Raw genomic sequence first — 14,091 nt, 5'->3', positions numbered from 1 at the left:
ATATAACGACTACTCAAGTCAGCCTTTTAGTATTACTCCTCTCTTTCAATCAAAGCAGCAATACCTTGACCACCACCAATGCATGCAGAAATGATTGCTGTTAACTTTTTCGTTCTGTGTAATTCATAGATAGCTTTAGTTGTTAAGATTGCTCCAGTTGCACCTAATGGATGTCCATGAGCAATTGCTCCGCCATTAACATTTAGTTTTTCTGAATCAAATTCTAGCTCTCGGTCACAAGCAATGACTTGTGCCGCAAATGCTTCATTTAATTCGATTAAATCAATATTATTTATATTCATATTTGATTTTTTCAATAATTTTCTTATAGCAGGAACAGGTCCAATTCCCATTATATTAGGGTCTACAGCACTTATAGAGTAGTCTCTTATTACAGCCAATGGTTTTATTCCTAATTCCATTGCTTTTCCTCGAGACATTACAACCAATGCACTTGCTGCATCGTTTAATCCTGAACTATTACCGGCCGTTACCGTACCCTTATCCTTAAAGGCTGGTTTTAACTTTGCTAATGCTTCTAATGACGTTTCCGGACGTGGATGTTCATCAGAATGAAAACTTATAAAACCAGTTTTTGTTGGAACATCGATAGAAATTATTTGCTCCTGGAAATATCCTTTACTCACAGCATTAGCCATGCGCATTTGGCTTCTATAAGCGTATTCATCCTGTTCATCGCGGGAGATATTATATCTTTTCGCTAAATTCTCTGCAGTAATCCCCATTGGTGGATTTCCTATTTCTTTGGTCGATACTTGCAATTCACGAAATTCAGGCGGTTTTGGGCTATACGCTCTTGATGGTGGCTCCAAAAGATATGGGGCGCGCGTCATACTTTCAACGCCTCCTGCTATAAATATCTCTCCATCACCTGCCTTAATTGCTTGTGCCGCAAGCATAATAGCATTCAAACCAGAACCACACTGACGGTCAATCGTTAATCCAGGGACCTCCAGTGGCAAACCCGCTTGCAAAACAGTTAATCTGGCAATATTTCCTCCACCGCTTAATAGATTGCCAATGATAACATCATCGACTATTTCTGCAGGAATATTAACTCTATTAATAACTTCTCTTATGACAATTGCACCAAATTGATGGGGAAGAATTTTTGCTAATGTACCACCTTTTTTGGCAATGGCTGTTCTAACCGCTGAAACAATAACTGGGTCCCTATTCGACATAAATGTCCTCCTATACAAATTCTTGAAAGGTGGAAAAAAGAAACTAGTAAATCCTATTTCCCACTACTTAACTTATTCTCTATAATCATACCAACCAATATTTGTTTTTTTACCAAGTCGATTAGCTGTTACCATTTGTTTTAACAATTTTGGTGGTGCATACTGTGCTTCATGAAACTCAGAGTAAAAATAGTTCATTACATTAAAACTAATATCAATACCCGTAAAATCCATTAATTCAAATGGGCCCATCGGATAATTAAGACCAAATTTTACTGCTTTATCAATATCCTCAGGCGTAGCTACCCCTTCTTCAACTAATTTGATAGCTTCTATTACTTGTGGTACCAAGAGTCGGTTCACTAAAAAACCAGGTGAATCCTTTTTTACTTCAACGGATTCCTTTCCCAATTTATGGACAATTTGATTTATGGTATTAACAGTATTATCACTTGTTTCGAGCCCTCGTATCACTTCAACTAAATTCATAATATAAGCAGGATTAAAGAAATGCATCCCAGCAACCTTTTGTGGCCTTTTTGTTACACTCGCAAGAGAAGTAATTGACATTGAGGAAGTATTACTTGTTAAAATAACATCCTTTCTACAAACATCATCTAATTTCAAAAATAAATTCTGTTTTGCCTCTAGATCCTCAATAATAGCCTCGATAACAAAATCTACCTCTTCAAATTTATCAATTGTTTCTACTACCATAATATTACTTATTATTCCATCTACTTCTTCACTGCTTAATTTCCCTTTATGAAACAATTTATCAGCAATACTTATCATTTTATTTATAGCTTTGTTTAAGTATTCTTGATTTGTATCAAATAAATAAACTACAAATCCGCTTTTTGCGAGTGAAAATGCAATTCCACTACCCATGGTACCAGCGCCTACTATTCCTATTTTTTTAATATCCATAGCCATTTCCTTTCTTATAAGAAAATTTTACAAGTATATTCTTTCATGATTTTAAGAGCTGTGATCCAATAATATTTTTCATGATTTGAATAGTTCCTCCACCTAATGCAACGCTTTTACTATCACGATAATAGCGTTCAACTGGCATTTTCGTTGTATATCCTATACCACCACAAATTTCGATGGCCATTGATGTAACTTTCTCTACAGATTTCGCAGCTATTAATTTTCCAATGCTGTATGTACTGCTATTTTGAATACCCTGTTTATATTCATAAAGCATGCTATTTGCAAGCGAATCTATTACCTTTATTTCACTTGCCATCTCAGCTAACATAAATGAAATACCCTGAAAATCAGCGATTCTTTTACCAAACTGTTTTCTTTCCTTTGAGTACTCCAATGCTGTTTGAAATGCTGCCTCTGCTATACCTAGGGCAACAACCACACCGCCAATACGATCCAATTCAATTTGGTTAAGAAGTAGTTTAAATCCTTCACCTTTATTTCCAAGTACATGATGTTCAGGCACATATACATTACGAAAATGAACTTTTCTCAAAGCAGCTCCTTTGTTTCCTAAACTATTAATTTTTTCAAAATAAAGTTCATTTGAGGGTGAATTTTCTACTATAAAAAGAGACATTGTTTTTTTGGGATTGACTAGATCTTCAATTGCGGCAACCAATAGATAATCCGCATATTCCGCATTAACTATAAGAGTTTTGGTTCCATTAATTGAATAACCTCCCTCAATTCTTTGAGCAAATGTCTTTATTCCTGATAGATCTGAGCCTGCCCCAGGTTCGGTGATACAAAGAGCAAATAATTTATCTCCAGAAGAGGCTTTTGGTAAAACCTCTTCTTTTAACTGATTGCTCCCAAAATATTGAATTCCCTTTAACAAACATACTTGATGGACAGCATAATTCAAGGCAAGTCCGGAGGAGAATGAAGCTATTTTTCTTAATAAACCGGCATAAGCATATTCATCTAGCCCAATTCCTCCATACCGTTTTTCTGTTAGAATTCCAAACCAGCCTTTATTCGAAAAATGCTCATAAATTTGCTTAGGAATTTTATCGTATTGTTCTATATACTTAAGTGCTTCTTGTTGAGAATTGAAAAATTGTACAGCCTCATCCTGTATTTCAGGAAACCAATTATCAGCATGCAAATTGAGCACTATTTACACCTCCAAATTCGTTATACCAATTGCTTCCATCTCTTTTTGATTAATAACCGCATAATCCAAGCATTTCTAAACATGGGATGTTTTGCAACATCCCATGGTTTTTCTTCTGATTTATTCGATAATTCAGATAACAAATTTCGTATTATTGGCTCTCCATTTTGTTTCGTAATATATATTTTAATAAAAGACACACCTGTGAAATGTCTTTCTCCATTAGTAAATCCCAAAAAAAACCTCGTTACTGGATCCGCTGTGGCCTTGTGAATTTCAATAGAAAAACCGTATTTATTTGAACTAACAAATACATTACTATCACTTTTGGATCCTAACATGAAGGAGGTTTGTGGTTTAATCCAATTGCCTTCTACTTTTTGTTTTTTAAAATATCTTTTTAGATTCGACTCTACTTCTGAGTAATCCATAGAAATATAGTTTCTCCAAAATTTTCTTTTCATTAATTTCACTTCGCCCCTCCTTTTGACCCACTTATACCTGTATTGATGCAGCACTTATATCAGAACTTTCATTCGTATAAGTTTTACCTGTGTGTATATTATCCATTAGTTCAAGTCCTTTATTATCCCTTTTACTGTTTGATGTAGTTACTGATACTATAATATTCACAATAAAAGCAATCGGGAAAACTATCAAGAAAGTAGAGAACAGTGGAAGTTTTATTAATCCCATCCATTCAATTCCTGCAATAAGAATATATAATCCACTGCCAACAAGCATAGAAGCAAGAGCACCATATTTATTTGCCTTTTTCCACCATACCCCAAGGACTAAAGGCCAGAAAAAACCTGCTGTCAATACACCAATTGCATTGGAGTACAGTAATGCCAATAAAGCCGGAGGGTCCAATGCAAGGACTGCTGTTAGAAAACCAAAGACCCAAATACTGACATTCCCCATTGTTAACAGGAATTTATCGGTCGCATTCGGCATTAAGTTACCTAGAATATCGTTTGAAATTGCTGCAGAAATGGCAAGTAGCAATGAAGCAGTAGTTGACATAATAGCTGCCATAATTCCTGCTGCTGCTACCCCTTGCATAACTGGGGGAAACAATTCCTGCATGACTCCTAGTAAGGCCATATCTGAATCCATTAATGCTTGATCCGTCCCTGGTGGGAACATTATCATCGCTGCTCCACTTACACCCACGAAGCCGATAACAACCATTAATCCATATACTAATGCTGCAAAGCTAAATGACTGCCTAGCAACTTTAATATTTTTTGCTGAAAGAGCCCTCATAACAATATGTGGCATGCAAACAACCGTGGTGGCCCATAAGAACGCAAATCCTATTAAACTGATTGGAGGAACATTATTTTTACCCCAAGTTGGTGCAGCTTCAAGGACATTTGAGAGCAATGAAGGAATACCTCCATATTGCACAACTGAAATTATACCTAAGGAAATCATTGCAATAAGCATAATCGCTGCTTGGAAAGCATCGGTCATTGTTATGGCCCACATCCCACCAATTGAAACATAGATTATGTAAACCAGAGCCATTAAAAATAATGCCGCCTTATAGTCCCACCCCAAAAGAAATTGAGCTGTTATTGCACCTGCTTTGTATTGACTAACAAGGTAAACTGTAAATGCAATTAATACAATGAATCCAGAAACAACAGTAATTGTCTTCCATTGGTAGCGTAATTTAAAAAAGTCACTTATAGTTCGAATTTTCATTTTTCTAAGGGTAGGTGCAACTAAAAATGAAGCTAAAATAAATCCTTGGATAGAACCCAATACGGATGCCCAAGTAAATGGAACTCCAAACGAATATGCAAAACCTACTCCACCGATAGTGGAACCACCACTAGCAAACGCAGCAAAAGTTGCAAGTGTATTTGCTGATAACCCAACATTTCCACCTGCCGTGTAAAATTCGTCCATACTATTTGTGGATCTTTTATGGTAATATAATCCAATCGCAACACAAACGGCGAAATATAGGACAACAACTATTGATTCAGTTATTTTCATTCAACATCTCCTCCTTTTGTTGAAGATGACATTATAATCATTGATACAACGGGAATTAGGATTAGAAGCACTGTTGAAGAATAGAATAAAAATGATAACCTTCCGTCTTCTCCATACCATCCCCATGGACCATAAAGGATAATAAACGAAAGAATGACCCATACAAAAAGTAGCTTATCTTGCTTACGCATCGAAAACCAATTACTTTTCTTCATCTAATTTCCCCCTTTTTTAATACACTAATAATTAATGTAAAATCCTAAATGCATTTTCATATAACCATTTCTCAATAGTTATTTCTTTTAATGGTAATTGTTGAACTTCATTAATTAGTTTCTCAGGTGTTAATCCCATTAAGTGCCAAGTTGAACCAAACAATACTTTATTGCTTATAACACTATTTCCATAGTTTAATAGAAATTCCCAACCGCTTCCTGGTTTATTAAAATATTTTGGTCGGTGTCCAGAAATATCTATATAGACATTATTTCTTTTCCAAGAAATGGCAACCAAGTCATTTATCCACGGCCAACCACCATGACCAGCTATAATAACTAAATCTGGATAAGATATAGCAACATTCTCAATATGTGAAGGATGTCCAATTATGTTTGGTGCCTTTTGATACCAATTATTTGAAGAATGAATCCAAATAGGGAGCCCAATCTTTTCACATATACTATAGATGCTATGATATGGTTTAGAATCAGCCGGTAGTATGTCTTTGAAGGGAGCAATTACAATGCCTTTAATTATTCCCGATACATGGGCTTCCTTTATTGTTTCTTCAATTCCAATTTGATTTATGCGTACTTCTAAAAATGGCAGAACATGCTCCTTACCTTTTGAGACCTCCAGTAATCCTTCTAAATTTGAAACCGTCACCATACTCATTTCAATTCCATCATTAACTAAGTCTCGGATTGTATTCTCCGCTGTTTTATAATGGCTTAATGTATTTAGAACAATCTCTTTTAAATCGGATTCCCGATAGCAGTTCTTAATCCTTTCTAATTCCATCCCTGCAATTGATGCTATGGAGTGTCCAAAAAGATCTAAATATCCTTCAAAAGAGAGAATTGTATTTATATAATTCTCTATAGTGGATTGATAGGGGACAAAACCACATATATCAATAACTTTCACCATTAGTTTTGGACTCCAACATTTAAATTTTTAAGTTCTCTTTTTAAAATTTTTCCAGCTGCATTTTTAGGTAGCTCATCAAGAAAGGTAATTATTCTTGGATTTTTGTAACTTGCCAAATTTTGAGTGCAAATATCTGATATCTCTTCCTCTGTTACACGAGCTCCTTCTTTAGTAACAATAAAAGCTTTTAATTTTTCACCCCATTTTTCATCTGGCACACCAATGACAGCTACTTCCTGAATTCCAGGATGTAAAAGGATTGTTTTTTCAATTTCATCAGGGTAAATATTTACCCCACCACTTATAACCATATCTTTTTTACGTCCTACCATGTAATAATATCCATCTTCGTCCTGGTACCCTAGATCACCAACACTACACCATTCTCCCTTATAAAGTTCATCTGTGGCTTTGGGATTTTTATAATATTCACCACCTAAAATAGGACCACGTTTATAAAATTGACCTACTTCTCCCACAGGCACTTCGTTTCCATCTTCATCAAGGAGTTTAACTTCCATCCCAAACGCAGGTAGCCCAATTGAGTCTGCCTTGCTAAAATTTTCCTTTATTTTTAGAACTGTAAAAAGTCCAGATTCGGTTGCTCCATAAAACTCATTTAATACAGCGTTATCGAAATATTGTACAATATCCCTTTTTCTTTGCTTTTCAAGTGGTGCACCAGTGCAAATAAGTACCTGGATTGAATTTACATTATATTGTTCTTTCAAAGGATAATGAATAAGAGACGAATACATAGTTGGAACCATTGCTGTAGCAGTTATTTTTTCCTGTTCAATAATCTTTAAAACTTGTGCCGGATCAAATTTCCCTAATATAAAGGTCTTTCCCCCGACAAACAACTGTTGCAATGCATTAAGAAAACCTAAACCGTGATAAAAAGCTCCAGCAATCAACATGTAATCTCTCTTTAACACTTCGAATTCCAACGTCATTAGGGTCCAGTATGTGAGTACTGTTCGCTGTGTAACTATACAAGCTTTTGGATACCCGGTTGTTCCTCCAGTGAAAGCAAGCCAAAATAAATCATCTTCATTAGCCTCTATAGGTACGTTTCCATTAAGGAATCTCTCTATGCTTTTTTCATAATCACCTTTTTCCCCTATTACACTAATATTTGTAGAAGGAAAGCTTTTTATTTTACTTAAGGAGGCATTGAGAGTAGGAAGTAATTCTTTACTAACAAAAATCCCCTTAGCATCAGAGTGGCTTATTGCGTATTCAACTTCTCTTGATACGAATCTGAAATTCAATGGTACAATTCCAATCCCCAGTTTGGCTAAGCCATAAATAATTTCAATATATTCTCCGCAATTTAAGAGATAGGTTACGACTTTATCTCCTCTTTTTAAGCCCCATTCTTCTTTTACTAAACGTGCAACCTGATTGGATCTTTCGTTTATTTGTTTCCAAGTTTTACGAAAGCCATTGTCACTAACTACCGCAATCTGACTCTTTGTATCAGCCTTGCTGCCGAAATATTCTGGAATTTTACCTACTGTTAAAACCTGGTTGTTCATTTTACTCACCTCCTATTAAGATTTCAATGAAATTTTGGTTCCCTTTTATTTAGAAAGGCATTAATTCCTTCTTTTGCGTCATCTTGTTGAAAAAGAAATTCAAATGCCTCTCTCTCTTTTCTAATTCCCTCATCTAAACTTAACTCTAATCCCAAATCGATAGTCTTTTTGATTATCTTTAATGCAACACTACTTTTTACTGCAATTAAATGTGCCAACTCTTTTGCTTTCACCAAAACTTCGCCTGACTCTACTACATGATTAACTAATCCAATCCTATATGCCTCATCTGCCGTTATTGGTTTTCCTGTAAAGATCATCTCTTTTGCTTTAGACTCGCCAATTAATCTTGGGAGTCTCTGTGTTCCACCCGCACCAGGAAGTAATCCTAGGTTAATTTCTGGCAAACCAATTTTTACATTACTAGAAGCGATTCGAATATCCCCACAGAGCGCTAATTCAAACCCACCACCTAGTGCAAGACCATTTAAAGCAACTATAACTGGCTTTGGAAATTCTGCAATTTGATTAAATATTCTTGATCCTTCATCACCTGACTTCTTTAGTAGGTTATAATCTTTCAAATGCTCCGTAAATTCCTTTATATCTGCTCCAGCGGCAAAGGCTCTATCACCCGTTCCAGTCAATATAATCACTTTCACTTTATTGTCAGTTTCAATACTTTTAAAACATTCGTCTAATTCAAGAAAAATAGCTGTCGATAATACATTCAGAGGAGGATTGTTTAAAGTGATAACAGCAATGCCATCTAGCACCTCCACTTTTAGGAATTTAAAATGAATTTTATTCAATCAAATTACCTCACTTTCTCTACTAATAAAAAAATTAATTGTTATTCTTCCATATATTGCTTGAGTTGTTCTCTTAAAAAGCTTGGAATTTCTTCGCTTTTTTGTGTTTCATAGTTAAAATTAACTATGCTCGCTTCACCACTGGCAATGGGCTTCTTTGTTTCACTGTCTAATACGTCATGTTGAATTGTGAAGCTTTTCGTACCGATTTTCGAAATGTTTGTCAAAACATCTAAACTCTGACCATAATAAGCCTGACCCTTATAATCACATTTTGTAGATACTAAGATAAGATGCAAATTTCCACCAGCAATTTGAATTCCTAAGGACTCAAAAAAATGTAATCGTGCCTCTTCCAAATATATAAAAAAGCTAATATGATTTACATGACCGGTAGCGTCTGTTTCACAATAACGAATATTTACAGTTGATTCATGCTTCATTTTAAATACTCCTCTCTTGTAGATAAGTTATCTATTAATTAATAATTGTATGAGATTTGCTCAAAGTATATTTCAATACCTTTCCTCCTGCATTTCTTGGGAGCTGATCCAAAAACTCTATATACTTTGGAATTTTATATTTTGCAATTTTAGATTTACAGAATTCTTTTATTTCATCCGCTGTTGCTGATTCACCAGGCTTTAGCACAATGGCTGCCTTTACCTGTTCCCCGTATTTCTCATCAACTACACCATATACTGTTGCTTCCAGTACTTTAGGAAATGAATATAAAACATTTTCAACTTCTATACAGTATATTTTTTCGCCTCCTCGATTTATCATTTCTTTTTTTCTATCAACAATATATACATAACCTTCTTCATCGATCCTTGCCAAATCACCAGTTTTGAGCCAACCATCAATAATAGCCTCATTTGTAGCTTTTTGATTTTCCCAATATCCGATCATTACTTTTGGCCCTTTAACTACAAGTTCTCCAATTTGGTTCGGCTCAAGTGTCTTCCCAAATTCATCAATAATATTACATTCTACTAACGGAACAGGTAGACCAATGGATTCAGGTTTTCTTAAGGCGTCTTCATCTGGAAGTAATGTATCTAACCCATGCCCTTCAGTTAACCCATATCCATTATGAATTTTTGCTTGAGGAAGTTTTTCTCTGAGTAGCTTGATTAATGATACAGGCGCGGGTGCTCCTCCATAAAGTAAGGCTCGAACTTGCTTAAAATCATCCGAATCAAATTCTTTTGCTGATAGAATAAACCAATACATGGTTGGTACTCCAACTAGTACAGTAGGTTGGTATTTTTTAATTAATTCTATTGCAGTCCCGGTTTTAAATGTTTTCATCATGTATATAGGAATTCCTCGATAGACTGAGCCTAAAAATTGCAGCATACCTGTGATGTGGAAAATTGGAACAGATAAAAGGGTACTATCTTCTTGTCGAAGTTGGTATGTACACGCAAAGTTCATCCCTGTACTAATTAAACCTCGATGTGTAAGGATAGCTCCTTTTGGTTTTCCTGTAGTTCCAGACGTGTATAAAATCGAACAAGCCATAGTTTCACTTACAGGAATAAAGATTTGTTCACTGTTGTTTGGGTTGAGGAGTTTTTCAAAACTTAATATCCCTTCTTCATTATTAATTTCACCAGAAACAATAATAGTTTGAATAGAAGGTATATTATTCTTGATTTCTTTTATTTGATGCCATAAATCATCACTCATGATTAAAAGTTTTGATTTAGAATTATCTAATTCATGGATAATTTCATGTTCAGTTAATCTAGTGTTTAAAGGAACCGAAATTGCACCAATTTGTGCGATGGCAAAAAAGCATATAGGAAACTCAAACCCATTTGCCAATAATAGTGCAACTCTATCACCTGGTTTAATGCCAAAATGATTCGCCAAATTATAAGCAACCACATTAACTCTATCACTAAGCTCACCATATGTGAGTTGTTTATCCTCAAAAACTAAAGCTAAACTGTTTGAGAATTGTTTTGATGTCTTAGTTAACAATTCTGCGATGCTAGATGACCTATTCTTAAAAACTGGAATTTCATCCGCCTCTCTGACAATTTGAAATTCCTCTAATAAATTTTCAATCCAATAGGACACTTTCCTTGCACCTCCAGTATAAAATAAAAGTTTCTTAGTTTAATAAACCTATACAATATACACATATTATTAAAGGGTAGTTCATCAGGCTTGTAGCAGAGAGGGAAGTATTTGTACTTTAACTGCCGAATATTTTACTCTCATCCGGTAAATATTTTTTCTCAAGTTCATTAACTATAGGCATACCAAGAAATTTAACCAGTGTATTGTGATTCGTTTGTTCGACAGGCATGTTTTTCATTGTTTTATTTACAGCAATGTGATTAACCGCTCTGGTTGCAGCTGCATAAGCAACATTTACTGTTGCCAAAGCAAAATGTGCAATTTTTGGTCCAATATATTGAATTTCTTCATAGCTTAATTGTTCAAGCCATCCTACAATCACTAATGAAACTGGACATTCAACGCTATTTACAAAATGCTTCAATTCTTCTTTATTCTTAAATGCTTTTGAAATAGGCTGGACCAAATCTGCACCTGCATCTCGATACAATTTAGCTCTTCTAATAGCTTCCTCTGGATCTGTTGCATCCGTTCTAGCAATGATGACAGTATCCTGATTTAACCTTCCTTCTGCTGCTGCCCTGATCTTACCTACTGCTTCCTCTACTGGTAAAATAGTATTAGTTTCATCCACACAGATTGGGCATCTTTTTGGACTTATTTGATCTTCAATAATAACCGCAGCAGCACCAGCCCGTTCAAATTCTTGTACTGATCTAATAATGCTAACAGCATTTCCATACCCCGTATCGATATCAGCAATTACTGGTTTGTCTACTACAGCACAAGAGTTATGAACAACATAAACATTATCCGATCTAGTATATAGTTCAACATCAGGTAAACCTAGCTGATGCGCAGAGATTGCGAATCCACTAGTTAAAATCCCATCAATATGATCTGATTTATCTGCTATTTTAGCCATTAAAGCATCGCCAACTCCTACAGTTGTAAAAATAGAAACTTCGTTAAGTTTCCTTCTTAACTCTTTTCCGGTGGCAGCCATATTATCTCTCCTTTTTATTTAAATTTTCCTCTGACACAATAAATAATAGAGTATTAACCAACAAAATATTTATAGTATTCTAAATTTTAAAATTAATATTCCTCATTAAATAACCTTCATTTGTATCAACTTCCTTATTTTCCTAGATAATTCATATCCGCTAAATATTTGACTGCAGATTGTTAAGTTTGTTTATCTACATTTGAAGCTAACCTATTTTCCCTTAAATAATTAACTATCCCTCCGTGTGCAACCAATTCCTTTGTCTTTTCCGGTATAGGTAGGCATTTTAGTGAAATGCCACTAGTTTCGTTTTTGATTACTTCTTCTTCCCAATCTAAAGTGAGCACATCCCATCTTGATACGTTTGTGGAAATAGTAGGACATTCGATTAATGTGAAGCCATTAGATGTCTCACCTCTATAAAAACCGGGCGCAAACGATTCTGCAATAACTCCACTTATCCCCAATGCTCTCAATGCTATAAAAGCAGGATAGTGTGGATGGCCATATCCAAAGTTTTCACCACCGACTATAATATCACCCTGCCTTACACTTTTTGAAAACTCTTTATCATAATCTTTCATACATACAGATTTTAGTACTTCAATATCTTTTATTTTCATATTTGATACCCCAACAATTAAATCGATATCAAAATTAGGTTCATCAAATACCCATGCGACTCTTCCCTTTATAATTGGAAGCATTTTAACCCCCCTCATGTTTAAAAAAACTCTCTTGGATCAGTAATTTGTCCATAGATAGCAGATGCTGCAATAGTGTAGGGACTGGCAGTATAAATATATGATTTGGTACTCCCCATTCTACCAGGAATATTTAAAGTCCCTGTTGATAGAGCTGACTCCCCATCCGCTAGTGCCCCTAATCGCCCAACACAAAAATCACAACTTGGAAAACTAACAAGGGCTCCTGCCTCGATTAATTGCTCGGTAATTCCCATTTTTGAGATTTTCGCTTGTATTTCTGTAGAGGTAGGTACTGCATTTAATCGAAAACCTTCCTTTATTTTTCTACCTTTTAATATAAAAGCGGCTTGTTCAAAGTCCTTTATTCTCCCGCTTGCACATGATCCTATATACCCTGAGTGAATAGTAGTTCCTAATACATCACTAATTGGTACAGTATTGGCTGGTGAAGGCGGAACCACAATTACAGGTTCAACATCATTTAAATTAATTTGAACTATTTTTTCATAATGCGCATCCATATCAGGAGCTACATCTTGATAACCTGGTAAGCCTCTATTAGCAAAGAAATTGTAAACCCTTTCATCTGTTTCCATAACAGATGATACACCTCCTAGAAACATTGCCTGATTACATAAAGTCATTCTCTCATCAATATCTAGAGATTTTAACCCTTTCCCACCATACTCAATGATACAGGCTCTAGCACCAGCAGGACCTATCCGTTGAACAATTGTATGAAAGACATCCCTTGAAGTCACTCCTGGCTGTAGGCTTCCATCTAGTTCAATTCGCACTGTACCTGGTACAATTAAAGAAACCTGTTCAGTAGCAATAGCCTCAATCATACTGTTTCTAATTCCAATTCCAAGACACCCTAATGCACCTACTGTACTTATATGACCATCAAAATGAACTATAAATCGATTTGGAACTGCATATCCCATTTCCATAATAACTTGGTGGCCAATTCCTTTACCTTCTATAAGTCTAATTCCATTCTCTTTAGTAAATCTCCTTGTTGCTTGATGTAATTCTTGTTCCTTTGAAGTGGCAGCTGGGACAAAATGGTCAATAAAAAAAACAAATTTGTCTTTATTCTTTATCCTTTTAATACCCAATTCTCGTAATTGATCTTCATATTTGTCTATATATCCAGGATAATCATATGCTGTAATTACATCCGGAGAAAAAATTGCTTCATCACCAGCTTTTACAGACTTTCCAAGATTATTAGATAAAATCTTCTCAACAATTGTTTTTCCCATATATTTCTCCTTTCTAATTTAAAAAGTTAATCTAATGAATTTTCATCGAATTTAGTCAATGACTCTATTCATTCTTTAAGCAAAGTATATGTTTTTTATTTTTGTAAGTCAACATATTTTTTATATTTTCATAATACTCGGATTAATAAAATCTACTTTGTTATTTACGTAATATATTAT

General features: G+C 35.0%; 14 protein-coding genes. All 14 read right to left on the bottom strand.

The window, feature by feature from the left end:
* Nucleotides 1-32 precede the first annotated feature (32 nt).
* Entirely contained in the window at nt 33-1,205 is a 1,173-nt protein-coding gene (locus V7138_RS08095) for a thiolase family protein (RefSeq protein ID WP_335395864.1), read from the bottom strand.
* Between the two features lie 72 nt (nt 1,206-1,277).
* Entirely contained in the window at nt 1,278-2,135 is an 858-nt protein-coding gene (locus V7138_RS08090; RefSeq protein WP_335395862.1) for a 3-hydroxyacyl-CoA dehydrogenase family protein, read from the bottom strand.
* 43 nt (nt 2,136-2,178) lie between these two features.
* The gene (locus tag V7138_RS08085) at nt 2,179-3,321 is read right to left on the bottom strand and encodes an acyl-CoA dehydrogenase family protein (RefSeq protein ID WP_335395859.1); all 1,143 of its coding nucleotides are present in this window, start codon (nt 3,319-3,321) and stop codon (nt 2,179-2,181) included.
* Nucleotides 3,322-3,341: 20 nt separating this feature from the next.
* Nucleotides 3,342-3,794 carry a hypothetical protein gene (locus V7138_RS08080; protein ID WP_335395856.1) on the bottom strand — a complete coding sequence of 151 codons (453 nt, stop codon included), beginning with the start codon at nt 3,792-3,794 and terminating at the stop codon, nt 3,342-3,344.
* 22 nt (nt 3,795-3,816) lie between these two features.
* A complete protein-coding gene (locus V7138_RS08075; RefSeq protein WP_335395854.1) occupies nt 3,817-5,331 on the bottom strand; it encodes a sodium:solute symporter family protein in 1,515 nt (504 codons plus the stop codon).
* The gene (locus V7138_RS08070; protein ID WP_335395853.1) at nt 5,328-5,546 is read right to left on the bottom strand and encodes a hypothetical protein; all 219 of its coding nucleotides are present in this window, start codon (nt 5,544-5,546) and stop codon (nt 5,328-5,330) included. The genes V7138_RS08075 and V7138_RS08070 overlap by 4 nt, the downstream gene beginning before the upstream one ends.
* 31 nt (nt 5,547-5,577) lie before the next feature.
* A complete protein-coding gene (locus V7138_RS08065; protein ID WP_335395851.1) occupies nt 5,578-6,480 on the bottom strand; it encodes an amidohydrolase family protein in 903 nt (300 codons plus the stop codon).
* A complete protein-coding gene (locus tag V7138_RS08060) occupies nt 6,480-8,021 on the bottom strand; it encodes a class I adenylate-forming enzyme family protein (protein ID WP_335395848.1) in 1,542 nt (513 codons plus the stop codon). The genes V7138_RS08065 and V7138_RS08060 overlap by 1 nt, the downstream gene beginning before the upstream one ends.
* Nucleotides 8,022-8,044: 23 nt before the next feature.
* Complete coding sequence (locus V7138_RS08055) at nt 8,045-8,824, bottom strand: enoyl-CoA hydratase/isomerase family protein (protein WP_335395939.1); 780 nt, start codon at nt 8,822-8,824, stop codon at nt 8,045-8,047.
* A 50-nt stretch (nt 8,825-8,874) separates the two neighbouring features.
* A complete protein-coding gene (locus V7138_RS08050; protein ID WP_335395845.1) occupies nt 8,875-9,276 on the bottom strand; it encodes an acyl-CoA thioesterase in 402 nt (133 codons plus the stop codon).
* A gap of 34 nt (nt 9,277-9,310) precedes the next feature.
* On the bottom strand, nt 9,311-10,924 hold the full coding sequence (locus V7138_RS08045; protein ID WP_335395843.1) for a class I adenylate-forming enzyme family protein: 1,614 nt from the start codon (nt 10,922-10,924) through the stop codon (nt 9,311-9,313).
* Nucleotides 10,925-11,042: 118 nt separating this feature from the next.
* Nucleotides 11,043-11,933, bottom strand: coding sequence for an isocitrate lyase/PEP mutase family protein (locus tag V7138_RS08040; protein WP_335395842.1), 891 nt, complete (start codon nt 11,931-11,933; stop codon nt 11,043-11,045).
* A 182-nt stretch (nt 11,934-12,115) separates the two neighbouring features.
* Nucleotides 12,116-12,643, bottom strand: a complete 528-nt coding sequence (locus V7138_RS08035; protein WP_335395840.1) for a 3-isopropylmalate dehydratase — start codon at nt 12,641-12,643, stop codon at nt 12,116-12,118.
* A 17-nt stretch (nt 12,644-12,660) separates the two neighbouring features.
* On the bottom strand, nt 12,661-13,911 hold the full coding sequence (locus V7138_RS08030; protein ID WP_335395838.1) for a 3-isopropylmalate dehydratase large subunit: 1,251 nt from the start codon (nt 13,909-13,911) through the stop codon (nt 12,661-12,663).
* Between the last annotated feature and the right edge of the window lie 180 nt (nt 13,912-14,091).

Source organism: Bacillus sp. JJ1533 (assembly GCF_036965045.1).
Taxonomy (GTDB): domain Bacteria; phylum Bacillota; class Bacilli; order Bacillales; family Bacillaceae_L; genus Ferdinandcohnia.
This window is presented reverse-complemented; position numbering and strand designations above follow the sequence as displayed.